The 22,112-nt window shown below is 70.7% G+C and carries 22 protein-coding genes; 12 read left to right on the top strand and 10 right to left on the bottom strand.

Features of this window, described 5'->3' with window-relative positions; translation table 11 throughout:
- Positions 1-2: 2 nt before the first annotated feature.
- Both JI746_RS24700 and JI746_RS24695 read right to left on the bottom strand, forming a co-directional pair.
- Positions 3-1,271, bottom strand: a complete 1,269-nt coding sequence (locus JI746_RS24700) for an SPFH domain-containing protein (RefSeq protein WP_201692960.1) — start codon at positions 1,269-1,271, stop codon at positions 3-5.
- A 28-nt stretch (positions 1,272-1,299) separates the two neighbouring features.
- The gene (locus JI746_RS24695) at positions 1,300-1,938 is read right to left on the bottom strand and encodes a hypothetical protein (protein ID WP_201692959.1); all 639 of its coding nucleotides are present in this window, start codon (positions 1,936-1,938) and stop codon (positions 1,300-1,302) included.
- A 272-nt stretch (positions 1,939-2,210) separates the two neighbouring features.
- Between JI746_RS24695 and JI746_RS24690 the strand changes: the two genes are divergently transcribed.
- From JI746_RS24690 to JI746_RS24680, 3 genes are read left to right on the top strand one after another with little or no spacing between them, the layout of a single operon-like run.
- Positions 2,211-2,906, top strand: coding sequence for a response regulator transcription factor (locus JI746_RS24690; protein ID WP_201692958.1), 696 nt, complete (start codon positions 2,211-2,213; stop codon positions 2,904-2,906).
- Positions 2,903-5,017, top strand: a complete 2,115-nt coding sequence (locus JI746_RS24685) for a sensor histidine kinase (protein ID WP_201692957.1) — start codon at positions 2,903-2,905, stop codon at positions 5,015-5,017. The genes JI746_RS24690 and JI746_RS24685 overlap by 4 nt, the downstream gene beginning before the upstream one ends.
- Positions 5,018-5,064: 47 nt before the next feature.
- Positions 5,065-5,799 carry a D-Ala-D-Ala carboxypeptidase family metallohydrolase gene (locus tag JI746_RS24680; RefSeq protein WP_201692956.1) on the top strand — a complete coding sequence of 245 codons (735 nt, stop codon included), beginning with the start codon at positions 5,065-5,067 and terminating at the stop codon, positions 5,797-5,799.
- A gap of 235 nt (positions 5,800-6,034) precedes the next feature.
- Here the strand turns inward: JI746_RS24680 and JI746_RS24675 are convergent, their stop codons facing one another.
- Together JI746_RS24675 and JI746_RS24670 are read right to left on the bottom strand one after the other, a co-directional pair.
- Positions 6,035-6,400, bottom strand: coding sequence for a hypothetical protein (locus JI746_RS24675; protein ID WP_201692955.1), 366 nt, complete (start codon positions 6,398-6,400; stop codon positions 6,035-6,037).
- 139 nt (positions 6,401-6,539) lie between these two features.
- Positions 6,540-7,040 (bottom strand): pyridoxamine 5'-phosphate oxidase family protein, encoded by a 501-nt coding sequence (locus tag JI746_RS24670; protein ID WP_201692954.1) that lies wholly within the window; start codon positions 7,038-7,040, stop codon positions 6,540-6,542.
- A 149-nt stretch (positions 7,041-7,189) separates the two neighbouring features.
- On the opposite strand from JI746_RS24670, the gene JI746_RS24665 reads away from it, so the two are divergent.
- From JI746_RS24665 to JI746_RS24640, 6 genes are all read left to right on the top strand, one after another.
- Positions 7,190-8,176: a Bug family tripartite tricarboxylate transporter substrate binding protein gene (locus JI746_RS24665; RefSeq protein ID WP_201692953.1), complete on the top strand. Its 987-nt coding sequence runs from the start codon at positions 7,190-7,192 to the stop codon at positions 8,174-8,176.
- The gene (locus JI746_RS24660) at positions 8,173-9,933 is read left to right on the top strand and encodes an FAD-dependent oxidoreductase (protein WP_201692952.1); all 1,761 of its coding nucleotides are present in this window, start codon (positions 8,173-8,175) and stop codon (positions 9,931-9,933) included. The genes JI746_RS24665 and JI746_RS24660 overlap by 4 nt, the downstream gene beginning before the upstream one ends.
- A gap of 336 nt (positions 9,934-10,269) precedes the next feature.
- Positions 10,270-11,280 (top strand): Gfo/Idh/MocA family protein, encoded by a 1,011-nt coding sequence (locus JI746_RS24655; RefSeq protein WP_201692951.1) that lies wholly within the window; start codon positions 10,270-10,272, stop codon positions 11,278-11,280.
- 14 nt (positions 11,281-11,294) lie between these two features.
- Positions 11,295-12,287, top strand: coding sequence for a tripartite tricarboxylate transporter substrate binding protein (locus tag JI746_RS24650; RefSeq protein WP_201692950.1), 993 nt, complete (start codon positions 11,295-11,297; stop codon positions 12,285-12,287).
- On the top strand, positions 12,284-13,174 hold the full coding sequence (locus JI746_RS24645) for a polysaccharide deacetylase family protein (protein WP_201692949.1): 891 nt from the start codon (positions 12,284-12,286) through the stop codon (positions 13,172-13,174). The genes JI746_RS24650 and JI746_RS24645 overlap by 4 nt, the downstream gene beginning before the upstream one ends.
- A 10-nt stretch (positions 13,175-13,184) precedes the next feature.
- Positions 13,185-14,765: a gamma-glutamyltransferase gene (locus JI746_RS24640; protein WP_201692948.1), complete on the top strand. Its 1,581-nt coding sequence runs from the start codon at positions 13,185-13,187 to the stop codon at positions 14,763-14,765.
- 12 nt (positions 14,766-14,777) lie between these two features.
- Here JI746_RS24640 and JI746_RS24635 read toward each other — a convergent pair whose 3' ends face one another.
- Together JI746_RS24635 and JI746_RS24630 are read right to left on the bottom strand one after the other, a co-directional pair.
- Positions 14,778-15,398, bottom strand: coding sequence for a hypothetical protein (locus tag JI746_RS24635; protein WP_201692947.1), 621 nt, complete (start codon positions 15,396-15,398; stop codon positions 14,778-14,780).
- A gap of 174 nt (positions 15,399-15,572) precedes the next feature.
- Positions 15,573-16,436, bottom strand: coding sequence for a nucleotidyltransferase (locus tag JI746_RS24630; protein WP_236600108.1), 864 nt, complete (start codon positions 16,434-16,436; stop codon positions 15,573-15,575).
- Between the two features lie 168 nt (positions 16,437-16,604).
- Between JI746_RS24630 and JI746_RS24625 the strand changes: the two genes are divergently transcribed.
- Both JI746_RS24625 and JI746_RS24620 read left to right on the top strand, forming a co-directional pair.
- Positions 16,605-17,414 carry a metallophosphoesterase family protein gene (locus tag JI746_RS24625; protein ID WP_236600107.1) on the top strand — a complete coding sequence of 270 codons (810 nt, stop codon included), beginning with the start codon at positions 16,605-16,607 and terminating at the stop codon, positions 17,412-17,414.
- The gene (locus JI746_RS24620) at positions 17,401-17,811 is read left to right on the top strand and encodes a methylglyoxal synthase (protein ID WP_201692945.1); all 411 of its coding nucleotides are present in this window, start codon (positions 17,401-17,403) and stop codon (positions 17,809-17,811) included. The genes JI746_RS24625 and JI746_RS24620 overlap by 14 nt, the downstream gene beginning before the upstream one ends.
- Positions 17,812-17,831: 20 nt before the next feature.
- Here the strand turns inward: JI746_RS24620 and JI746_RS24615 are convergent, their stop codons facing one another.
- Together JI746_RS24615 and JI746_RS24610 are read right to left on the bottom strand one after the other, a co-directional pair.
- A complete protein-coding gene (locus JI746_RS24615) occupies positions 17,832-18,452 on the bottom strand; it encodes a GAF domain-containing protein (RefSeq protein ID WP_201692944.1) in 621 nt (206 codons plus the stop codon).
- A gap of 43 nt (positions 18,453-18,495) precedes the next feature.
- Complete coding sequence (locus JI746_RS24610) at positions 18,496-19,170, bottom strand: hypothetical protein (protein ID WP_201692943.1); 675 nt, start codon at positions 19,168-19,170, stop codon at positions 18,496-18,498.
- A 249-nt stretch (positions 19,171-19,419) separates the two neighbouring features.
- Here JI746_RS24610 and JI746_RS24605 point away from each other — a divergent pair, with 249 nt between their 5' ends.
- Entirely contained in the window at positions 19,420-19,818 is a 399-nt protein-coding gene (locus JI746_RS24605) for a VOC family protein (RefSeq protein ID WP_201692942.1), read from the top strand.
- Between the two features lie 175 nt (positions 19,819-19,993).
- Here the strand turns inward: JI746_RS24605 and JI746_RS24600 are convergent, their stop codons facing one another.
- Complete coding sequence (locus JI746_RS24600) at positions 19,994-20,959, bottom strand: Bug family tripartite tricarboxylate transporter substrate binding protein (protein ID WP_408004126.1); 966 nt, start codon at positions 20,957-20,959, stop codon at positions 19,994-19,996.
- 13 nt (positions 20,960-20,972) lie between these two features.
- A complete protein-coding gene (locus JI746_RS24595; protein ID WP_201692940.1) occupies positions 20,973-21,887 on the bottom strand; it encodes an alpha/beta hydrolase in 915 nt (304 codons plus the stop codon).
- Positions 21,888-22,112: the final 225 nt, after the last annotated feature.

Raw genomic sequence — 22,112 nt, 5'->3', positions numbered from 1 at the left:
GCTCACTCCTCCTCGGCGCGGGCGGCGGCGTGCTGCGGGCCCGCGTCGCGCGACTGCGGGTTGCCGAGCAGGTTGGCGCCGATGAAGCCACCGGCCGCGCCCGGCGGCGCGATGATCACCTGCACCTTGTCCGAGAGCTTGTCGGCCAGCGTCTTCTGGATCAGGAGCGGATGGCGCGACAGCAGCGTGCCCTCGCGCGCCATCTGCTGCGCGCTGGCCTGGCCGATCTGCTCCATGCGGAAGGCCTCGGCCTGCGCCAGCTGGCGGCGGGCGTCGGCTTCGCCGCTGGCCTCGATGCGGCGCGCCTGGGCGTTGCCTTCGGCCGTCTTCATGCGCGCCTCCTTCTCCGCTTCCGCCTCGAGCCGGCGCTGCTCGATCTGGCGCTGCTTGAAGGGCAGCACGTGCTGCATCGCCTCTTCCTGGGCGCGCGCGGCGATCACCTGCTCGCGGGCGGCGGCTTCGGCCCGCACCTCGCGCCGCACCTTCTCGGCGGCGGCCTCGAGTGCGGTTTCCTTCACCCGCTTGTCCTTCAGCTGCAGCGTGTACTCCATCTTCTGCGTTTCCAGTTCCTCGGCCAGCAGGCCTTCCATGCCGCGCCTGTAGTCGGCCGGCAGGTCCACCTTGCCCACCAGCACGCCCTTGAGCAGCACGCCGTCGGCGGCCAGGCGCTGGCGCAGTTCGGCTTCCAGCGTCTGCTGGATCTCGGTGCGCTTGGTCGAGAAGATCTCGCGCACGGTGTAGCGCGGGAACACCTTGTAGACCACGTTCTGGACGGCCGGCTCGACGATCTCGCCGTCCACGTTCGCCGGCAGGTTGCGGGCCGTGGACGCGATGCTGCGCGCGTCCAGCGCGTAGCGCACGACCAGGTCGATGCCGACCGAGAGCCCCTCCACCGATTGCACCGGCGCGGCGCCGGCCGCGCTGGCCAGCTGGGCCGGCTTGTAGATGCGATCGCGCAGCGAGAACACCTGCGCTTCGTGCAGGCCGGGAACGACCAGGAGGCTGCCGTCGCGCCACTGCACCACGCTGCCCGTCACGAGGTTGGTGCGCACGCCGATCTCGCCGGCGCCGACCGTCCGCAGCGGCGGGTGCGCCACGAGGATCCAGGCGCCGAGGCCGGCCGCCGCCGCGAGCGCGGCGGCCCGGCGGGCCTGCAGCACGCGCCCCAGGGCTTCCTCGGCGAACAGCGGGTCGCCGCGGCCGGGACGGCGCAGCTTGCGCGCCACGGCGATGCGCAGCGCGCGCACGAGGGACTTCAGGCGGGCCAGCATGGTCTCTTCTCCTTGCGACAGGCGGGGCTCAGGAAATGTCTTCGGTGTAATGGGCGGTCGGTTGGTTCGCACCGGGCCGGGCCTGCGTGGACAGCAACAGGTACACGCTGCCGTCGACGTCGATCACGAAATCGGGCTGGCGGTCGCCATCGAGGTCGGCGACCGCGCGCACCACCGTGTGGTCGGCCCCGGGCGCCCCCAGCACGTAGCGGTAGCTGGCGCCGCCATAGGCGACGGTGTAGGCGATGCCCTGGTCGACGTAGTCGGCCAGCAGGCTGAAGCGCGTGCCGCCGACCGAGAGTTCGTGCTGCACGCCCATGCGCGGCTGCTGCAGCACTTCCGGGTAGCGGTAGCCGGTGCGCTGGCCTTCCTGCAGCGCGACGCCGGGCAGCCGGAAGTACATCGCGTCGGCGGCCACCGCCGTGACGGCGTCGCGGGGCGTCACGGCCCGGACTTCGACGGCCTGCTCCCGCGGCACCAGCCGAAACCAGCCGTCTTCCGGCCACGGGCCGGTGCTGGCCGTGGCCACTTCCTCGCACCAGGTGTGCGCATCCAGCAGCAGCCCGGCCTCGGGCCGGCCCTGCGCCCACAGCGACGCGGCGGCGGCGCTGGCGGCAGCCACCAGCGCGAACTTCACGGCGGAACCCAGGGTCTTGCGGCTTGTCATCGTGGATCTCCTTGCGTTGACGATGAAGCCATTGTTCGAATCCCCCCGGGAGCGAACAACGCGCGCGCAGGGCGGCTTCGTTCACACCCCGGAAGAAACCTTCACAGGCGAAGTCGTGCGGGGGCTGCAGAATGCGGACTGCCGGACGCAGAGGACGCGAAGGGTACGCAAAGGACGCGAAAGACATCCAATACTTTCGATGGCTTCTTCTGCGTCCTCTGCGTACCCTTTGCGTCCTCTGCGTCCTGCCTCCTGCATTCCTCTCCACCACCATGCCCCGCGTCGCCGTCATCGAGGATGACCTCCCCACCAGCAACCAGCTGGCCGGCTGGATCCGTTCGGCCCGGCCGGGGATCGAGGTGGACCAGTGGTTCGACCGCGACGCCGCCGAGGCGGCGCTGGCGCGCGCGGCCTACGACGTGGTGCTGCTGGACATCGAGCTCGGGCGCGAACGCCACGCCGGCGTTGCGCTGATCAACGCGATCAACAAGCAGGGCTCGGGCGTGCCGGTGCTCGTCGTCTCCGCCATGCCGGCGGCGATCTACCGCAGCATCATGAAGGCCCTCGATGCCTGGGACTACCTGCAGAAGACCACCTTCGAGGAAGCCGACTTCATCGAGACCTTCCTGGAGATCCTGCGCGTGTCGCGCGAGCGCCGTGCGCGCCAGCAGCCGCCGGCGCCCGCCGCCGACGAACTGGCGCTCGACCCGCTCTGGCAGCGCACGCCCACCTGGCGCGGCGAGCGCATCAACCTGCCGCTGACGGCGCAGCGCATCCTGGCGACGCTGTACCAGCGGCGCGGCGACGTCGTGTCCTACGAAGACCTGTTCGAGGTCGTCAAGAGCGGGCGCAACCGCGACAACGTGCGCAAGCACGTGAGCACGATCCGCGACGCCTTCCGCGAAGTCGACCCCGGCTTCGAGCGCATCGAGAACGTGCCGATGCGCGGCTTCCGCTGGGTGCCATGAAGCTGCCGGGGCTGGCCCTGCCGGAACTGTCGTTGGCGCGGCTGGAGGTGCCGCCCCTCGGGCTGGCGTCGTTCCGCCGCCGCATCCTGATCCGCGGTGTGTTCCTGCTGCTGGCGCTGGCCACGCTGGCACTCGCCGTGGTGCTGCTGCAGGACGAGAAGGCGCGCAGCTACCGCAACTACCAGCAGGGTTTTCGCAAGACGCAGGCCGACCTGATGGCGCGCCTGCGCCAGCCGTCCGGCCTGCTGGCCCTGCTGAACCCCGGTGCCGGCGGCGCGCCGACGCCGCTGCGGCCGCTGGTGCTGCCCTATGCCTCGCTCGACGTCGACGACCCGGGCAAAGCGCAGCAGGCGGTCGAACTGGCGGGCTGCCCGGTGGTCTATCCGGACGACAGCGCCCTGTGCGCGGGCGTCGGCAGCAGCGCCTATGCGGGCAGCTTCCTGTACCTGGTGGGCAGCTTCGCCAGCGGCGACCTGGTGGGCCGCGAGGAAGGCGACGCCGACCTGCTGGGCGTGCACCGCGCCCTGATCCGGCTCGAGATGCGCGGCGAACTGCGGACCTGGATCGCACCGTTCGAGAAGGTCTCGATGCGCGGCGAGCCGCTGGTACGCGGCCGCTTCGTCGCCTACCCCTCGCGGGGCGAGAGCGAGCTGCCGCCCGACGCGCGGCCCCTGCGCGCCTTCCGCGCCAGCGTCTGGCAAAGCGCCGGCTGCGCCAGCGGCGGCGAGCCGCCGGACTGCGCGCGCCGCGTCTCCTACGCCATCCGGCTGCCGGTGGAGGGCTTCCGCGGCGCGCTGGAACACCAGCCGCCGGCCTGGCCGCCCTCCGACCTGGACCGCATCCGCGTGCAGCTTCAGGTGCTGCCGCCCGAAAGCGACCGGCCGCTGTTCGACAGCAACGCCCGCGGTGCCGTGCCGCCGCCGGCCCTGCAGGAACTGTCGGCCCTGCTGGCGCCCGGCGAGGAGCTCACGATCACGCGGCAGGACGGCGGCCTCACGGCGCCGGTGGCCGTGCTGAAGGCGCGTGACGACGGCACGCAGCGCACCTCGCCGCTGATCCTGCGCCTGATCGACCGGCTGCCGGTCGCCGCCCGCCCCGGGATGCTGGCCGCGCGCGAAACGATCACGACGCCGCTGGGCAGCTACGAGGCGCGCCTGACCGGCGACGCCCGTGGCATCGACCAGGGCCTGGGCGCGATCGCCACCCGCATGTCCTGGTACGTGGCGGCGATGCTGGGCGCCATCGTGCTGGCCTGGCTGATGATCGAGATCGGGCTGATCCGCCGCATCGCGGTGCTGACCCGGCGCGCCGCCGCGGTCTCGCACAACGTGCAGATGGACGCCTCCGGCCATGCGGGCATCGGCCAGCTCGATGTGTCCGACCTGCGCGGGCGCGACGAACTGGGGATCCTCGCCGGCGGCCTGGCGGACCTGCTGCAGCGGGTGAAGAGCGACGTGCAGCGCGAACAGCTGCGGGCCCAGGGCGAGCGCGACATGCTGCAGGCCGTGGGCCACGAGATCCTGTCGCCGCTGCAGTCGCTGATGGTGCTGCACCCCGATCCCGCCGATCCCGCCCACCGCTACGTGCAGCGCATGCAGCAGGCGGTGCGCGTGCTGTACGGGCAGGCCTCGCCCGGCGAGGCGCTGCAGGCCGCGCAGCTCGAGATCGCCGCCGTGGACCTCGACGCCTTCCTGCGCGAGGTGGCCGCCAATGCGCAGTTCGCCGGCATCGCCGAGGTGCGCTACACGCCGCTGGCGGCGCCGCTGACGGTGCGGGCCGATCCGTTCTCGCTGGAAGACATCGTCACGCACATCCTGCGCAACGCGGACCGGCACCGCAGCCCCGGCACCGCCATCACCCTCACGCTGCAGCAGGGGCACGCGCGGGCCGTGATCGGCATCCACAACCTGGGCCCCGCCATTCCCGAGGGCATGCTGGAGCGCATCTTCGACTACGGGGTGAGCGACGGCGCCGCCGACGCGGGCGAGGGGCGGCGCGGCCAGGGCCTGTTCGTGGCCCGTACCTACATGGCCAAGATGGGCGGCACGGTCGAGGCAGCCAATGTCGGCGGCGGCGTGCTCTTCAGCCTCTCTTTCCCGCTGGAAAGCTGACATCCCTCCGACATGCGCGGCCGTGGCGCTGCGCTAGCCTGTGCGGCATGGGAAAGCCCCGCGAATCACGCCGACTTTGCCTCGTCCTCGCCCTGGTGGCCGCCGCGCTCGCGGGCTGTACGCCGCGCGCGCCCTCCACGCCGCCGACCCCCTCGACCTCCACGGCGCCGCTGCAGCCGCCGGTGCCGCCAGCCGCCGAGGCGCCGCTGCCGGCGCCACCGCCGCCGGCGCCGCCCGCGCCTGAGGTCAAGCTCAGCGACCCGGAACGCGACGACGTGCTGTTCACGATCTGGCGCGCCAAGCACGGCGGGGAGGTCGACACCTTCGCGGCCTACCTCGTCGACCAGAGCCTGGCCGACGTGGTGCCGATGTACCAGCTGCTGCGCAGCGCCTCGATGTGGAAGGAGTGCCGCGCCGAACCCTTCGAGGTGCCGCCGCAGAGCGAGTGGGAGAAGGTGCGCGACGTGCTGATCCTGCTGCGCGACCTGCGGCAGCGCGGGGTGCTGCCCACGCTGGAGGTCGTCTCGGCCTATCGCGACCCGCGCCTGAACCGCTGCGCCGGCGGCGCGCCGGGCAGCTCGCACCAGAAGTTCGCCGTCGACATCGCGCCACTGTCACCGCAGGTCGGCGCTAACCTGTGCCGCTTCTGGCGCGAGCAGGGCAAGGAGTGGGACATGGGCGTGAGCCGCTACCCGAGCGGCCGCATCCACATCGACCGCACCGGCTACCGCACCTGGGGCGCGAGCCACAAGCGGGCCAGCAGCTACTGCCTGGGCGATTGAGCGGCGGCGCGCTCAGAAGCTGTGAATGAATTGATCGTGCCCGCGACGGGGCGCATCGGGGCGCAGGCCTAGGCGCGACCCGCAGCCCAGGCTGGCCGCCTGGGCAAGGGGCGCAACGACGGCATGCGTCTCGAGGCGCCCCGGCCCGAAGGGTGAGGCCGCAGGGCGCGGTCCTGAGAGCAAGAGGAGGTTCATGGCGGCCTCACGCGGGTGCGAGCAATTCGTTCACAGCTTCTCAGGCCGCGAGCGAACGCGCGTCGTCTGTCGCGGTGGGCCGCCAGGCCGGGTGCGCCGCGGCGTGCGCGCCGGCTTCCTGCAGCAGCAGTCCCTCGATCCCATCGAAGGCATCGCGCACCGTGTCCTCCAGTCCGCTGCCCTGGGCGCGGATCGAGATCATGCTGCCGTCGTTCATCCGCGCCTGCGCCCGCACCGCATAGCCGCTGCTGCACCAGGGCGCGAGCGGTGGCTGCAGGCACACGTCCCAGCAGGCCACGTCGCCATAGGTCGCGTCGAGTCCGCGGATGCAGGCGCGCGCGAGCGCCTCGGCCCGCACGGACGAAAGCAGGCCGACGAAGCGGACGTGGACGGCGGGTGCAGGCATGCGGGCTCTCCTCGGTGCGGACGGACGCAACGATCGCCTGCCGTCCGCGGATTCCAGTTGACGAACCTCAACCGGAACAAGGCTGCCGCGGCAGCTCAGGGAAAGCCCGGGGTTGCCTCCAGGGCAGCCCCGCGCGCGCTCAGCGGAATTGCACTTCCTGGTGCTCGCCCATCTTCTTCGGCCGCGTGCCGGTGGCCGCCGCCTTGCCCATCTTGAGCAACTGCAGCAGCTTGTTCTCCTTCACGTTCCAGTACTCGGCCTCGTCGATGCGGACTTCGACCAGTTCCAGGTCCGGGTCCTCGGCGCCGCCCGGGAACCAGGCCTTGGCCATGGCGTTGAAGAGTTCCTTCTTCTTGCCCGGGTCCTCCAGCACGCGCGCGGTGCCGGTCACGGAGACCCAGGTGTCCTTGTCGGGGTTGGCGTAGGACAGGTTGACGTTGCCATCCTGGCGCAGCCGCTGGCCGACCTCGGAGGACTTCGAGACGAAGAACCACAGGCAGGCGTCCTCGCCCAGTTCCTTGTTCTGCGTGGTCAGGGGATGCGAATGCAGCGTTCCGTCCGCATGGCGGTGCGAAAGCATGCAGAAGCGCGTGTCCTTGATCAGGGCCCAGAGGGCCTCGTGCTGTGGGGTGTCGTTCATGCTGCGATGCTGGCCCGGCGCACCCTGCGGCGGCCATCGGGCCGGGCTGCGAGCGCCTGTGCGGCATGGCCGACAGCGGCTGCTCCGGGATTGTTTCGATGGCCGCGCCCGGGGAATCCCGCTCCAATCGCCGCACAAGGAGACACCGCATGAAGAGCATGAGCCGCGCCCTGGCGGCGCTGCTGGCCGTGGGCCTGGCGAGCGCCAGCCTCGCGCAGTCCGGCGCGCCCGCCGACTTTCCCAGGCAGCCGATCCGCATGGTCGTGACCTTCCCGCCCGGCGGCAGCGCCGACGCGGTGGTGCGCATGCTGGTGCCGCGCCTGAACGAGCGGCTGGGCCAGCAGGTGGTCGTGGACAACCGCCCCGGGGCCGGCGGCAACATCGGCCTGTCGATCGTGGCCAAGGCGCCGGCCGACGGCTACACGGTGGGCGTGGGCGCGGCCGGTGCGCTGTCGGCCAACAGCAGCCTGTATGCGCAGATGCCCTTCGACCCGGTCAAGGACTTCAAGCCCGTCACCCTGCTGGCGGCGATCCCCTTCGTGCTCGTGGGCAGCCCCTCGCTCGCGGCAAAGACGCAGCAGGACCTGATCGCGCTGGCGAAGGCGCAGCCCGGCAAGCTGGCGATCGCGCACGGCGGCAACGGCACGGCGATGCACCTGTCCGCCGCCCTGTTCGCGCAGATGGCCGACGTGAAACTGGTCGAGGTGCCGTACAAGGGCTCCGGCCCGGCGGCGCTGGACGTGCTGGCGGGCAACGTGCCGCTGGCGGTGGTCGACCTGCCCTCGGCGCTGCAGCACATCAAGGCCGGCAAGCTGGTGGCCTATGCCGTCACCAGCCCGCAGCGGCTGCCGCAGCTGCCCGAGGTGCCCACGGCGGCCGAGGCGGGCCTGACCGGCTACGACTCCACCGGCTGGTTCGGCGTGGTGGCGCCGGCCGGCACGCCGGCGGCGATCGTGCAGCGCCTCAACGCGGAGATCACCGCCGCCCTGAAGGACGAACACATCGCCGCCAGCATGCGCAACCTGGGCGTGGAGCCGGCGCCGAGCCGGCCGGAAGTCTTCGAGGCCTACATCCGCTCCGAGACGCAGAAGTGGGGCAAGGTGATCCGCCAGGCCAGCATCAGGATCGACCAATGAGCCTGCAGGAGATCGCGGCCGACGTGCTGGTCGTCGGCGCGGGACCCGTGGGGCTCACCCTCGCGATGGACCTGCAATCGCGCGGCGTGCGAGTCGCCATCGCGGAGGTTCGCCGCTACGCCGAGCCGCCCAGCGTGAAGTGCAACCACGTCGCGGCGCGCACCATGGAGCGCTTCCGCCGGCTGGGCGTGGCGCACAAGCTGCGCGACGCGGGGTTGCCGGCGGACTACCCGAACGACGTCGTGTTCCGCACCACCGTGTGCGGCCTGGAGCTCACGCGCATCCCGATCCCCGGGCGCGCCGAACGCTATACCTCGCGCGAGGGCCCCGACACCTGGTGGCCGACGCCAGAGCCGCCGCACCGCATCAACCAGCTGTTCCTGGAGCCCATCCTGCTGGAACACACGGCGGCGCTGCCGGGCGTGACGCTCCTGAACCGCACGCAGGTCACCGGCTTCGTGCAGCAGGCCGACGGCGTGGAGGCCACCGCGCTGGACCTGGAAGGCGGCCAGGAGCGGCTTATCCGCTGCCGCTACCTGGTGGGCTGCGACGGCGGCAGTTCGCTGGTGCGCAAGGCGATCGGCGCGAAGCTGGAAGGCACGCCGGTGATCCAGCGCGTGCAATCGAGCTACATCCGCGCGCCGGGCCTGCGCGCGCGGATCCCGGGCAAGCCGGCCTGGTCGACCTACGCGGTCAATCCACGCCGCTGCGGCACGGTGTTCGCCATCGACGGCCGCGAGACCTGGCTGGTGCACAACCACCTCAACCCCGACGAGCCGGAGTTCGACTCGATCGACCGCGACTGGGCGATCCGGCAGATCCTGGGCGTCGGCGAAGACTTCGACTACGAGGTGATCACGAAGGAAGACTGGGTCGGGCGCCGGCTGGTGGCGGACCGCTTCCGCGACCGCAACGTCTTCATCGCCGGCGACGCCGCGCACCTGTGGGTGCCGTATGCCGGCTACGGCATGAACGCCGGGATCGCCGATGCGCTCAACCTCTCGTGGCTGCTGGCGGCGCGGGTGCAGGGCTGGGGCGGCGAAGCGATCCTCGATGCCTACGAGGCCGAGCGCCAGCCGATCACGATGCAGGTGTCGCAGTTCGCCATGGAGCATGCCGCGCGCATGATCAAGGCGCGGCGCGCGGTGCCGGCGAACATCGAGACGCAGGACGAAGCCGGCGCCCGTGCCCGGGAGGAAGTCGGGCGCGAAGCCTATGAACTCAACGTGCAGCAGTTCTGCTGCGCGGGCCTGAACTTCGGCTACTACTACCAGGGCTCGCCCATCGTCTGCGAGGACGACGAGCCACCGCCGGCGTACACCATGGGCGACTTCACGCCCTCGACGGTGCCGGGCTGCCGGGCGCCGCATTTCTGGCTGCCGGACGGACGGTCGCTGTATGACGCGTTCGGGGCGGGGTACACCCTCCTGCGCTTCGACACCGCGGCGGACGTGGCGCCGCTGCACGCCGCCGCGCGCGAGCGGCGCATGCCGCTGGAAGTGGTCGACATCGCAGGGGTGGAAGTGCCCGCAGCGTATCGCCACAAGCTGGTGCTGTGCCGCGACGACCAGCATGTGGCGTGGCGGGGCGATGCGGCGCCTTCCGACGCCACGGCCCTGGTCGATCTGCTGTGCGGGCTGCGTAGGCTGGCGGTGACGAAGGAACCCCAGCGCTCCAGCGAGCGCAGCGAAGCGCTGGGGTTCGCGGCCTGCGGCGCTCACCACCAGCCTGCGAACACGGAGACCTCCTGGCCATGATCCGCGCAGCCATCCTTGCAGGCATGGAGGTGCCCGGGGCCTGTTGCGGGCTGCGTAGGCTGGCGGTGACGAAGGAACCCCAGCGATCCAGCGAGCGCAGCGAAACGCTGGGGTTCGCGGCCTGCGGCGCTCACCACCAGCCTACGAACACGGAGACCTCCTTGCCATGATCCGCGCAGCCATCCTTGCAGGCATGGAGGTGCCCGGGGCCCGTTGCGGCCTGCGCAGGCTGGCGGTGACGAAGGAACCCCAGCGATCGAGCGAGCGCAGCGAAGCGCTGGGGTTCGCGGCCTGCGGCGCTCACCACCAGTCTGCGAACACGGAGACAACCCTTTCATGATCCGCGCCGCCATCATCGGCCTCGGCACCTGGGGCCAGAACCTCGTGCGCAGCGTCCACGGCCGCAGCAGCACCATCGCCTTCACCGCCGCCGCCACCCGCACGCCGGACAAGGCGCGCGAGTTCGCCCAGGCCCACGGCCTGCGCCTGCTCGCGAGCTACGACGGAGTGCTGCGCGATCCGGAGATCGATGCCGTCGTGCTCGCCACGCCGCACTCCCTGCACACCGAGCAGATCGTCGCGGCGGCGCAGGCCGGCAAGCACGTGTTCTGCGAAAAGCCGCTCGGCCTCGACGCGGAAAGCGCCGAACGGGCCGCCCGTGCCTGCGCGCAGCACGGCGTGACGCTGGGCGTGGGCTACAACTGGCGCCAGCAGCCCGCGCTGCAGGAGATCCGCCGCCTGATCGCCGACGGCTCGCTCGGGCGCGTGCTGCACCTCGAAGGCAACTTCTGCGGCCCCAGCGCCTACCGCTTTCCGAAAGGCCACTGGCGCCACGACCGCGAGGAAGTGCCGGCCGGCGGCATGACCGGGCGCGGCGTGCACGTGATCGACGCGATGCTCTTCCTGGCCGGCCCGATCGAACAGGTCACGGCCCAGAGCTTCCGGCTGGCGCAGGACTTCGGCGTCGACGACACCACCTCGATGCTGCTGCGCTTCGCCAGCGGAGCCACCGGCTACCTGGGCACCGTGATCGCCACCGCGGAGACGTGGCGGCTGCAGGTGTTCGGCAGCAAGGGCTGGGCGCAGGTCGGCGAAGTGGAGCACCTGCACACCTGGTCGCTCGAAACGTGCTTCTTCGACCCGCAACAGGTCACGGTCAAGCAGAAGCCGGTCGTCCACCGCTTCCCCGACACCAGCACCGAACGCGCCGAACTGGAAGAGTTCGCGCTGCACGCCGCCGCCCGGCGCCCCCTCGCCGTGCCCGGCGGCGACGCCGTGCACAACGTCGCCGTGCTCGAGGCGATCCTCTCCTCCATCGAACGACAGGCCGCCGTCCGCGTGGCCTGAACGGAGCCCCTCCCATGCGTCAACCGACCCGCCGTACCGCCCTCTTCGCCACGCTGGCCCTCGCGGGCGCAACGGCCTTCGCGCAGGGCGCGCCCGCCGCGCGCGACTTCCCGAACAAGCCGATCAAGGTGGTGGTGCCCTCGCCCGCCGGCGGTCCGCCGGACCTGATCCTGCGCGCCATGCTGCCGAAGATCAACCAGGTGCTGGGACAGCCGGTGATCATCGACAACCGGGCCGGCGCCGGCGGACTCGTGGGCACAGCCTACGTGGCCAAGCAGCCGGCGGACGGCTACACGTGGCTGTTCACGACTGCCTCGCACGTCAACATCCCGCCCTTCGCCGAGAACGTGCCCTACGACCCGGTCAAGGACTTCACCCACGTCACGCTGGCGGCGCAGAACTTCGGCCAGGCTCTGGTGGTGAACCCCGGGGTGGAGGCGAAGAACCTGCAGGAACTGATCGCGCTGGCGAAGAAACATCCGGGCAAGCTGACCTATGCGAACGCCGGCAACGGCACGGCCAGCCACATCCCGGCCGAACTGATGAAGGCCATGACGGGCACCGACATCCTCTCGGTGCCGTACAAGGGCATCCCGGAGGCGACCAGCGACCTGATCGCCGGCCGCATCGACATCTTCTTCGTCGGCACCAACATCGCGCTGCAGCACGTGCAGAACGGCCGCCTGCGCGCGCTGGCCCTCACCGGCAGGAAGCGCTGGAAGGGCATGCCCGAGGTGCCGACGATGGACGAACAGGGCCTGACGGGTTTCGAGAAGGTGAACTGGTTCGGCCTCTGGCTGCCGGCCGGGGCGCCGCCGGAGATCGTCAACCGGATCCATGCGGCGGTGGTGGCCGCCCTGGCGGAGCCCGAGGTGAAGGCGCAGTTCGACCAGCAGGGCATCGAAGGCGTGGCCATGCCGCCGCGCGAGTTCTCTGCCTTCGTCGCCAGCGAGGCGAAGGCGGCGCAGGAGATCGCGCACCGCATCCACGCCGGGGCGAAGAAATGACCGAGCCGCTGCAACCCTGGCAGTGGCCGGAGCCCCAGTGGCGCGGCATCGTCGAGCGGGTGCGCGCCGGGCGCAGCCTGCGGCCGCGGCAGTGGCCCGGCGGCGCGCGCTGCGCCATCGCGCTGTCCTTCGACTCCGACCACGAGACCAACGAGCTGCGCGAGGGCGGCGAATCGATCGGCCGCCTGTCGCAGGGGCAGTACGGCAACCGCCAGGGCATCCCGCGCATCCTGGAGATCCTGGCGCGCCAGGGCGTGCCGGCCAGCTTCTACGTGCCCGCCGTCACGGCGCTGCTCTATCCCGACGAACAGCGCCGCATCGCCGGCGACGGCCACGAGATCGCGCTGCACGGCTGGATCCACGAGCGCAACTCGGTGCTGCCGGAAGCGGCCGAACGCGACCTCATGCTGCGCAGCGCCGACACGCTGGAGAAGGTCTGCGGCCGGCGGCCGGTGGGGATCCGCACGCCTTCGTGGGACTTCAGCCCTTCGACCCTGGCCATCGCGCGCGACATGGGCCTGCAGTACGACTCCTCGCTGATGGCCGACGTGGACTGCTACGAGCTGCTGCTCGATGGCCGGCCGAGCGGCGTGGTGGAACTGCCGGTGGAATGGATCCGCGACGATGCCGTGTACTTCAACATGAACCGCTTCGCCGGCCTGCGCCCCTACACGCCGCCGGGCGACGTGTTCGACATCTTCCGCCGCGAGCTCGACGCGGCCTACCGCGAAGGCGGCATCTTCCAGCTCACGATGCATCCGCACATCAGCGGCTACCGCTCGCGCATCTGGATCCTGGAGGAACTGATCCTGCACGCCCGCCATCTCGGGCGGGTGTGGTTCGCCACGCACGCGGACATCGTGCGCTACGTGCAGCAGCCGGAATGAAGGACGCAACGTGATCGACAACTTCTCCGATGCGCAGGTGGTGCGCAAGGCCGTGGTGGCCAGCGAGGGCGGCGTGGTCGCTTCGCAGCACAAGAAGGCCGCGCGCGTCGGCGCCGCGGTGCTCGCCGCCGGCGGCGACGCGGTGGATGCGGCGGTCGCGACTTCGTTCGCGCTCGGCGTGGTGGAGCCGTGGATGAGCGGCGCGGCGGCGGGCGGCTGCATGGTGCTGTGGCGCGCCGCCGAACAGAAGGCCGAAGTGGTGAACTTCGGGATGCGCTCGCCGCGCGAACTCGATCCGGCCGACTACCCGCTCACGCCGGACGGCCGCAGCTCCGACCTGTTCCCCTGGCGCTGCGTGGTGGACGACCGCAACGTGCAGGGCGCCACCGCCGTGGCGGTGCCCGGCGTCGTCTCGGGCATGGGCCTGGCGCACGCGCGCCACGGTCGCAAATCCTGGCGCGAACTGGTCGCCCCCGCCGTGCGGCTGGCGCAGGAAGGCCTGCTGGTCGACTGGTACTCCGGGCTGGTGACCGCGTCCACGGCGCAGCCGCTGTCGCTCGACCCCGATGCGGCCGCCATGTTCCTGGAGGACGGCCGATGGCCGATCCTCGGCGCCTGGACGGCCAGCACCGAGCGCCACCTGGACCAGCGCGCGCTGGCCCGCACGCTGCAGCAGATCGCCGACGAGGGGCCGCGCGCCTTCTACGAAGGAGGCGTCGCGCGCGCCCTGGTGCGCGACGTGCGCGCCAAGGGCGGATGCCTGTCGGAAGCCGACCTGGCCGCGTACCAGGCCGAATGGGTCGAACCGCTGGCGGTGCCGTACCGCGGCGGCCAGGTCTACGCCGCGCCCGGCCTCACCGGCGGACCCACCTTCGCCCAGGCATTGCAGATGCTGGAGGGCGAGCTGGGTGATCACGCGGGCGCGCCCGACGCGCGGGCCTACCGCGCCATGGCGCGTGTGCTCGATGCCGCGTTCCGCAAGCGCCTGTCCAGCATGGGCGACCAGGAATCGCCCAAGGCGCCCGGCTGCACCACCCACTTCAGCGTGGTCGATCGCGAAGGCAACCTGTGCGCCGTCACGCAGACGCTGCTGTCGATCTTCGGTTCGCGCGTGGTCTCGCCCTCCACCGGCCTGCTGTTGAACAACGGCGTGATGTGGTTCGACCCCGAACCGGGCAAGCCGAATTCGCTGGCGCCGGACAAGCGCTGCCTGGCGAACTACTGCCCCGTGATCGGTGTCGCCGGCGACGGCCGCCGCTTCGCGCTCGGAGCTTCGGGCGGCCGCAAGATCCTGGGCGCCGTGCTGCAACTGAGCTCCTTCCTGATGGCGCACGGCATGACGCTGGAGCAGGCCTTCCACCAGCCGCGCATCGACGTCAGCGGGGGCGGCCAGGTCACCGCGGACCGCCTGCTGCCCCGCGAGATCCTGCAGGCCCTGGCCGAGGAGATGCCCACCAGCACCGCCCGGCGCAACGTCTTCCCGTATGCCTTCGCCTGCCCCGCGGGTGTGCTGCGCGAGGGCGCGCGCAACATGGGCTGCACGGAGATCATGTCGCCCTGGGGCGACGCCGTGAGTGAAGTGGCGGCGTGAGGCGCGCGCGCCTCAGGCGAGGCGACCGAGGCCGGCGAAGGTGGCCAGCGGCGGCGGGGCCGAGGGTGCCAGCGTGATCGCGGCGGACGCGCCTTCATCGCCCCGCAGCTCGGTGGCCACGGGCGCGGCGCGGGGCCGCCATGCGTAGCAGGGGCCGAGGCAGCGGTACGTTGCGGGCGAGATGTGGATCGCGCCCGGCTGCGCCTGGTCCGCGCTGGCGCAGGCCTGCTGCACCTCGCTGCCGATGGCCAGGCGCCGCTGCCTGCCAGCGAGCCCGTACACCGCGCAGTGGCAGCTCGCCGTGAGCAGGGCCATGCGCAGCGGGCAGCAGGTGGTGCGTTGCAGCAGCAGCGCCATCTGCAGCGCGTCGCGGGCGCGCGGGAACGCCAGCACGAGGCGCTGGTCGCAGCGCTCGACGCGGCCGCCGTAGCGGGCGGCGACGGTCTCGGTTTCCTCCGGGGTCCAGTCGAAGTCCAGCGTGTCCGTGCACAGGAAGGTCACGGTCTCGCGCTCGAAGCGGATGCACTCGTAGCCCGGTCCGAGGAAGACCTTGCGCCACAGTTGCTGCGTGAAGTCGGTCAGCAGGCGCTCGGACAGCGCTTCGAGCAGGCTGGCGTGCTCGCTGGCTTGCATGATGACCACCCTTCCCTGACGTGCCACGTGACCACGCCGCGCTCCGCCGCGACGGCGCTCGTCCCCTCCGGGACACCTGCATGTGTCGGATTGTGACGAGCGCGCGCCCCTTCGCGGGCTCGCGATTGACTAAGGGGGTCTGGGGGAATGCCTAAAGCAGCCCTGGCGGCTGGCTCAGGCGTGGCCGGGGGCGAGCGACCCTTCCGGGCCGGCAGCGGCGGCGCCGGGCTGGCGCGCCGGGATGGCGGCCGTCCACGTGGCCACGTCGGCCTCGGTCATGGTGCTGGCCGGCGTGAGGCGACCGTCCACGTAGCCGAGCTGTTCGACGTCGTGCAGGTACTGCTCGCGCGACAGCAGCGTGCCGGCGCACACGTGCCGGTCCTCGACGGGGCCTTGCTGCACCTCGGCGGCGAGCCGTCCCAGCAGATCCTGCATCACCCACGCCGGGATGCGGTGGCGCTCGCCGGGATAGATGAAGCCGAACAGCGTGAGGTGCGCCAGCAGCACGCGCCAGTTGCTGCCGAAGCGCTGCAGCAGGCCGTGCCAGTCCAGCCGCTCGGCGTTGGCCTGCAGCAGGTGCGCGACGTCGGCGCCGTCGTAGCGCTCGCGCTCCATGATGAAGGCCTTGGACAGCATGCCGTCTTCCATGTTGGCGATGCGCACCGGCACGCCCAGCACGTCGGCCACGGCGTTGTCGTGGAACCAGCGCTCGTCCACCGGCGTGACGCCGTTGCCCGAGTTGAAGATGAGATCGATGAACTCCGCGCCGGCATAGACCTTGGCCAGCCAGTGCGGGTAGGTCATCTCGGTTTCCCAGCCCTGCCCGCGCATCAGCTCCGCCACGCGCTCGTAGTCCTGGCGCCGGATGAACAGGTCCAGGTCCTTGGTCGAGCGGCGGATGCCGGTGAAGCAGGCATGGGCGAAGGCCCCGCCGACCAGGAAGGGCACGCCGGCGTCCACCAGCGTCTGCAGCGCACGGCGGTAGAAGGCGGCCGTTTCCGGCGCGACTTCTTCTTCCAGCGAGGGGGCCAGGGGCATGTCTGAGCACATGATCGGAAGATTAGGGAGCCCGTACGGGCCAGCACCTCGGCCGAAACGCTGTGACGCACCTGACAAGGCACCTCATCGATCGTCGGCGCCCGCCTACAGCCGTCCGCAGGGATGGACGATCCCGATGGCGCGGCAGGCACGGCAGCATCGCTGGCCATGAGCAAATCCCCCAGCACCGTGCGCTTCGCCGTCGTCGGCGACATCCATGTGACCAAGGAGTCGGCCGGCACCCTGCGCGCCTTCTTCGCGCAGGCCGCCGAGACGGTGGACGCCCTGCTGCTGTGCGGCGACCTGACCGACTACGGCACCGCGGAGGAAGCGCACGTGCTGGCCGAAGAGCTGAGCGGCGTGAAGGTGCCCGTGGTCGCCGTGCTGGGGAATCACGACTTCGAATCCGGCACGCCGGAAGCCGTCACGGAGACGCTGAAGAAGGCGGGCGTGCGGGTGCTCGATGGCGAGGCCTGCGAGATCGAGGGCGTGGGCATCGCGGGCGCCAAGGGCTTCGCCGGCGGCTTCGGCCGCGGCTCGCTGGGCGCGTGGGGCGAGCCGATCATCAAGCTGTTCGTGCAGGAGGCGCTGCACGAGGCGATGAAGCTGGAGGCCGCGCTGGCCAAGCTGCGCACGCCGCGGCGCATCGCGCTGCTGCACTACTCGCCGATCTGCGGCACGGTGGAGGGCGAGCCGGCCGACATCTTCCCCTTCCTGGGCAGCAGCCGGCTGGAGGAACCGCTGTTGCGCTATCCTGTCGATGCCGTCTTCCACGGGCATGCGCACCGCGGCACGCTGGAAGGGCGCACCATCAACGGCGTGCCGGTGTTCAACGTGGCCCGGCCCCTGCTCCTGCGCAAGAGGCCCGACCAGCCGCCGTTCCACCTGTACGAGCTGCCGCGCGAGGCGCCCGGCACCGAGACGCTGGTGGGCACGGTGAACGCCGGTGCGGCCGCCGCAGCGCATGGACACCACTGAACGCCACCCACCCCGCATCGCCCTGATCGCGCACGACCGCAAGAAGGCCACCATCGTCGAACTGGCGCGCGAGTTCGCGCCCGTGCTGCGCCAGTGCAGCCTGTGCGCCACCGGCACGACCGGCAGCCGCATCGCCGCCGAGACCGGGCTGGACGTCGAGCGCATGCTCAGCGGCCCGCTGGGCGGCGACCTGCAGATCGGCGCCCGCCTGGCCGGCGGCCAGGTCGACATGGTGATCTTCCTGCGCGACCCGATGACGCCGCAGCCGCACGAGCCGGACATCAACGCGCTGGTGCGCGCCTGCGACGTGCACGACGTGCCCTGCGCCACCAACGAGGCGAGCGCGCGCATGCTGCTGTCGCTGATCGCGACGCGGCACGGCTTGACGGTGGGATGAGGCCGCTGGCGGCCTGAACTTCAGGGGTGGATCGAAGGCTGCGAAGCGAGCTTCGCGGCGCCGTCCGCGCCGGGCGGGCGCGCGTCCATGTCCTGCAGCCGCTGGCGCAGCCGCGCGTTCTCGACCACCAGCGCAGCGGTGTTGCCGATGAGCTTGACGACCTCGCGGTCGGTCTCGCTGGGGCCGCGCGGCTCGCGGTAGTAGAGCGCCAGGGTTCCGAGCACGCTGCCGTCCTTGGCGTGGAAGGGCGTCGACCAGCAGGCGCGCAGGCCATGCTGCAGCGCAAGGGCGCTGAAGTCGGCCCACAACGGGTCGCGCTCGATGTCCGTCACGACGATCGCATGGCCGAAGTGCGCGGCGGTGCCGCAGGAGCCCACGCTGGGCCCGATCGCGATGCCGTCGATCGCCTCGTTGTAGGCCTGGGGCAGCGAGGGCGCGGCGCCGTGCCGCAGGTGGCGGCCGTCCCCATCGAGCAGGAGGATGGAGCCGATGAACCGGCCGTCGGACTGCGACTCGGCAGCCTGGACCAGGACCTCCAGCACGTCCGCGAGCGGGGCGCCGCGCACCGCGAGCTGCAGGGCCTGGCTCTGCCAGTCCAGCAGCAGACTGGAGCCGGTACGCGCGAGGCCTGGTTCTGGCATGTTGTTCATGGGGGCTACGGGCGAAATGTCCGCAGGGTGGAGTTTAGGGCGTCCTGGCCGCGCGCGGTGGCGATCCCGTGACCGGCCTGTCGGCCCAGCCGGCCCACAACGGCAGCAGCCAGGCGGACAGGGCGACCCAGGCCACTGCGCGGTCGCTCGGTGGCGGTGGCGAGACCAGGTTGGCCAGCCAGACCACGACGTAGAACACGACCAGCGCCCAGAAGGCGTGGCGCCCGGCCGCAGCGCGCGCGTGCGTCGCGCGCAGGTACAGCCAGGTGCCGGCGGCCATGAGCACGCCTTCTACCGCGAGCGTCGCGGCCACGTTGTTCCACAGGCCCAGGCCCAGTTTCTCCGCGTCGCCGGGCGTCACGGGCAGGTCGGGACGATGGGAGACGAAATCGAGCACCCAGTGGCTGAAGACGAGCGCGGCGAGGACGGCCAGCGCTCGGCGGCCGCGCACCCAGGGCGACAGCACCAGCGCGAACAGCACGGACCAGGCAAGCGCCATCAGCAGGCTGTGCGTCCAGGGATAGGAGACGAAATCGAGCGGCGTGAAGGCGGTGTTGCCGGGGTCGACCCGCACCACCTCCACCCCGAGCAGCACGAGGATCGGCCACACCAGGTCCAGCCAGGTGGCGGCCGCGAGCAGCAGGCCCAGGGAGACCTCCGGCGCCAGCTTCTTCGCCGCCAGCGCCACGGCGGTGTGTCCGATGAACATCGTCATCCCCCAGCGGGAGCGGCCGCAGGCATACACCTCACCTTGACGAATCGCGTACGAGCACCCGGAGGCCGGAGCGATGCTGGACCGCCATGCCGCGGTGTTCCTGTACCGTGTGAGCGACATGGCCTGCCACAGCCAGAACCTCTGACGTCATACGAAACTCCAAATTCTGAGTTCACCGCATGACGGATGCGACAGTCGGGCGCCTGTCGACCGAAGTGTTCCGCATTCCGCGAAGGAGGCCTCGTGAAGCTGAACGAATTGATGGTTCGGTACATTGTGCACGACGTTGACGCAGCGGTCGCGTTCTACACCACTCATCTGGGCTTTCGTACCTCCGCTCAATCGGGTCCCCAGTTCGCGCTTCTCGAGCGGGAGAACCTGCAACTCGTGCTGAGTCCCCCGCAGGGCCCGGGTGGTGGGTCGCAACCGATGCCCGATGGCCGCAAACCTGAACCGGGCGGGTGGAATCGCTTCATCATTCGAAGCACCGATCTCGACGCCCAGGTCGAGGTGCTCAAGAAAGCCGCAGTCAAGTTTCGCAACGACATCGTCTCGGGGCCGGGCGGGCGGCAGATTCTGCTGGAGGATCCGTCCGGAAATCTGGTGGAGCTGTTCGAACCAGCTGCTGCCGCTCAGAAATAGCAGGCCGGGGGTGCTTGCTGTCTCGTGGCAGCGCGACGGACCATTGCGGTCTCTATCAGTCGGAGTTGACCGGCGCGCAGCGGCATTGCGCCGCGAGACGTATGGGAACAGTGGAGGACTTGTTGCGGGCGCGGTTGACGAAGACGGAGTGCTTCGCGCCCGCGCCCTCGCCCCCTCACTCCAACCGGATATCCGCGTCCTTCACCACCTTCCCCCAGCGCGCGAGTTCCTGCTGCAGGTACTGCGCCATCTCCTCGGGGCTCGAGGGCGTGGGTTCGACGCCGGCTTCGAACAGCGCCTTCTTCGTCTCGGGATCGGCCATCAGCCGGCCGACCTCCGCATTCAGCTTGTGCACGATGTCCTTGGGCATGCCCGCGGGACCGAGCAGGGCGAGCCACACCGAGGCGTCATAGCCCTTCACGCCCGCTTCTTCCAGCGTCGGCACGTCCGGCAGTTGCGGGGCCCGCTTGCCGGTGGTGACGGCCAGTGCCTTGAGGCGGCCGTTGGGCACCTGCGCCAGCGCGTTGGGCACGCCGGCGAAGCTGCTTTCGACCACGCCGGCCACGAGGTCCTGCGCGGCGCCGTTGCTTCCGCGGTAAGGCACGTGCTTGAGCGGCGCGCCCGTCATGGACACGAACAGGCCGCCCATGAGGTGCTGCGCGCTGCCGTTGCCGGAGGAGGCGTAGTGGATCGCCTCGGGATGCGACTTGGCCAGCGCGATGAACTCCTGCACGTTCTTCGCCTGCACCTTGGGGTGCACCAGCAGCACGTAGGGCGACTCCACCAGCTTGCCAACGACGGTGAAGCTCTTGACCGGGTCATAAGGCAGGTTCTTGTACAGCCAGGGGCTGATCACGTGCGTGCTGGAGACCATCAGCAGCGTGTAGCCGTCCGGCGGCGACTTCGCCACCAGTTCGCTGCCGATGGTGGAACCGGCGCCCGGCTTGTTCTCGATCACGAACTGCTGGCCGAGGGCCTGCGACAGCTTCTGCCCCAGGATGCGTGCCGTCACGTCCGTGAAGCCGCCCGGCGCGAAGGGCACGATCAGCTTGACCGGGCGCGCGGGCCACGCCTGCTGCTGCGCGAAGACCGGGAGGCCCGCCGTCGCGAGCGCGGCACCGAGCACCAGGGAACCGAACACGCAGCGCATGGCTTCACCCCCTGTAGACGGGCTCCTGCAGCGTGTAGAACGCATGCAGGAGGTGGTACACGTTCATGTAGTTCTTCTGCTGGAAGCTCGCATGCGAGATGCCTTCCATCACCGAGAACTGCTTGTTAGGATGCGGCAGCTTGGCGAAGAAGGCCAGCAGGTCCTCGATGCTGGCGATGCCGTCGAATTCGCCCCGCAGCACGATGGTCGGCACCTTGATCTGCTGCGGGTCCACCAGCGGCAGCTTCGAGCACATGTCGACGTAGGTGCCGGTGGGCATCGAGGAATCCAGCGTGAGGATGGCGTCGGCGAAGGCTTCGATGGTTGCCTCGTCCGCGGTGCCCGGGTGGTCGCGGTTGAAGATGCTGTGCACGAAGGCGCGGTCGATGGGCCGCCGGTTCTTCGCCTGGAACTCCGGCAGCTTCTTGCGCCGCTGCTCCAGCGTGGGGCTGCCTTCGCCGGTCCACACGAAGGCGTCGAGCGCCAGCTTCGCCACCCGCTCCGGATGGCGCTGCGCGAACAGGGCGGCCTTGAGCGCGCCCGAGGAGATGCCGTACATCAGCAGGTTCTTCGCCCCGGTCGCCTTGAGCACGTAGTCGCTGCCGGCCTCCAGGTCATCGGCGCCGTTGCCGATGTCGGCGTTGACCGGGCGGTCCTTGCCGGAGCGGCCGTAGCCTTCGTTGTCCATCGTCCAGGTGTCGTAGCCCTGGGCCGCGAACCAGTCCATCGCCGAGGAGAAGGGGCGGCCCGGCACCTGCAGGTCGAAGGTGGGCTGCGAGGCCATCGAGGAGCCGTGCACGAAGAAGAGCGTGCCGCGGTGCGGCACCCCCGCGGCGGCCTTCTTGTTCCACAGGAACAGCCGCACCTCGCCCTTGTTCGTCCAGTGTTCGGTGCCGCCGGTCCACTTCACTTCTGCCATGCCTGAGCCACTCCTTGTTGCTTGTGCGTTGATGGGGCGGGGCCATTCTGGGAGCCGGCGCCGGGCATGGGAATGCGGGTTTGCTAGCGAGAGCGGGCGGCTGACTATCCTTGATCCAGATCAATGAACGATGACGAAGCATGGTCGGCGCCCGCCTGCCCGCGGCTCGTCCGGCCGATTGCCGGCTGCGCGGCCCTATGCTTGCCGGCGCCGAAAAAAAAAAGC

Origin of the sequence: Ramlibacter alkalitolerans, assembly GCF_016722765.1 — a bacterium.
GTDB lineage: Bacteria > Pseudomonadota > Gammaproteobacteria > Burkholderiales > Burkholderiaceae_C > Ramlibacter > Ramlibacter alkalitolerans.
Note: the sequence above shows the minus strand (reverse complement) of the source record. Positions and strands in the feature narration are given on the sequence as shown.

Excerpts from the sequence above, each read along its gene's own strand:
- JI746_RS24700 (WP_201692960.1), bottom strand. The coding sequence starts at position 1,271 with ATGCTGGCCCGCCTGAAGTCCCTCGTGCGCGCGCTGCGCATCGCCGTG.
- JI746_RS24695 (WP_201692959.1), bottom strand. The coding sequence starts at position 1,938 with ATGACAAGCCGCAAGACCCTGGGTTCCGCCGTGAAGTTCGCGCTGGTG.
- JI746_RS24690 (WP_201692958.1), top strand. The coding sequence starts at position 2,211 with ATGCCCCGCGTCGCCGTCATCGAGGATGACCTCCCCACCAGCAACCAG.
- JI746_RS24685 (WP_201692957.1), top strand. The coding sequence starts at position 2,903 with ATGAAGCTGCCGGGGCTGGCCCTGCCGGAACTGTCGTTGGCGCGGCTG.
- JI746_RS24680 (WP_201692956.1), top strand. The coding sequence starts at position 5,065 with ATGGGAAAGCCCCGCGAATCACGCCGACTTTGCCTCGTCCTCGCCCTG.
- JI746_RS24675 (WP_201692955.1), bottom strand. The coding sequence starts at position 6,400 with ATGCCTGCACCCGCCGTCCACGTCCGCTTCGTCGGCCTGCTTTCGTCC.
- JI746_RS24670 (WP_201692954.1), bottom strand. The coding sequence starts at position 7,040 with ATGAACGACACCCCACAGCACGAGGCCCTCTGGGCCCTGATCAAGGAC.
- JI746_RS24665 (WP_201692953.1), top strand. The coding sequence starts at position 7,190 with ATGAAGAGCATGAGCCGCGCCCTGGCGGCGCTGCTGGCCGTGGGCCTG.
- JI746_RS24660 (WP_201692952.1), top strand. The coding sequence starts at position 8,173 with ATGAGCCTGCAGGAGATCGCGGCCGACGTGCTGGTCGTCGGCGCGGGA.
- JI746_RS24655 (WP_201692951.1), top strand. The coding sequence starts at position 10,270 with ATGATCCGCGCCGCCATCATCGGCCTCGGCACCTGGGGCCAGAACCTC.
- JI746_RS24650 (WP_201692950.1), top strand. The coding sequence starts at position 11,295 with ATGCGTCAACCGACCCGCCGTACCGCCCTCTTCGCCACGCTGGCCCTC.
- JI746_RS24645 (WP_201692949.1), top strand. The coding sequence starts at position 12,284 with ATGACCGAGCCGCTGCAACCCTGGCAGTGGCCGGAGCCCCAGTGGCGC.
- JI746_RS24635 (WP_201692947.1), bottom strand. The coding sequence starts at position 15,398 with ATGCAAGCCAGCGAGCACGCCAGCCTGCTCGAAGCGCTGTCCGAGCGC.
- JI746_RS24630 (WP_236600108.1), bottom strand. The coding sequence starts at position 16,436 with ATGCCCCTGGCCCCCTCGCTGGAAGAAGAAGTCGCGCCGGAAACGGCC.
- JI746_RS24625 (WP_236600107.1), top strand. The coding sequence starts at position 16,605 with ATGAGCAAATCCCCCAGCACCGTGCGCTTCGCCGTCGTCGGCGACATC.
- JI746_RS24620 (WP_201692945.1), top strand. The coding sequence starts at position 17,401 with ATGGACACCACTGAACGCCACCCACCCCGCATCGCCCTGATCGCGCAC.
- JI746_RS24615 (WP_201692944.1), bottom strand. The coding sequence starts at position 18,452 with ATGCCAGAACCAGGCCTCGCGCGTACCGGCTCCAGTCTGCTGCTGGAC.
- JI746_RS24610 (WP_201692943.1), bottom strand. The coding sequence starts at position 19,170 with ATGTTCATCGGACACACCGCCGTGGCGCTGGCGGCGAAGAAGCTGGCG.
- JI746_RS24595 (WP_201692940.1), bottom strand. The coding sequence starts at position 21,887 with ATGGCAGAAGTGAAGTGGACCGGCGGCACCGAACACTGGACGAACAAG.